The 427-nt window shown below is 40.5% G+C and carries 1 protein-coding gene; it reads right to left on the bottom strand.

Going from position 1 to position 427, the window contains the following annotated elements; genetic code table 11:
* The coding region (locus tag AB4209_RS17635) for an NUDIX domain-containing protein (RefSeq protein ID WP_372056712.1) at positions 1-223 on the bottom strand (223 nt) is incomplete at its 3' end.
* Between the last annotated feature and the right edge of the window lie 204 nt (positions 224-427).

Genomic DNA, 427 nt, shown 5'->3' on the forward strand with positions numbered 1-427 from the left:
CTTCGTAATCTTGCCCTGATAGATACATGTAATCGGTGGGAATTACATTCAGCTCTTCTTTGAGTTCACGAAACAACGCCTGCACCTGATTCTCTCCGTGCTCAATATGGCCGCCAGGTATGGTAATTAAGCCAGGATCCGTTTCTTTAGACTCACTACGCTTTTCTAGTAATACTTGCGATTCGTTGATCAAGATAAAAGAAACACACTCGTGGACATCCATCAGATTTTCCTTAGACCACAATTTAGATAGTTAAACTTTCTTTACGACCACTGATCCCGCAATGAAATCATGTATCGCTCTGCGCTTGTGATTAAAAAGCATAGAGATAAACTCCAAAAGAACCCAACCAATTGCTACATAACCAACGAAAATAAAAGCTCGACCTTGTTCTAAACTTTCCCACGTTGCATATTTCGGAGCATT

The sequence above is a fragment of the Vibrio sp. 10N.286.48.C11 genome (genome assembly GCF_041469805.1).
Lineage (GTDB): Bacteria > Pseudomonadota > Gammaproteobacteria > Enterobacterales > Vibrionaceae > Vibrio > Vibrio crassostreae_C.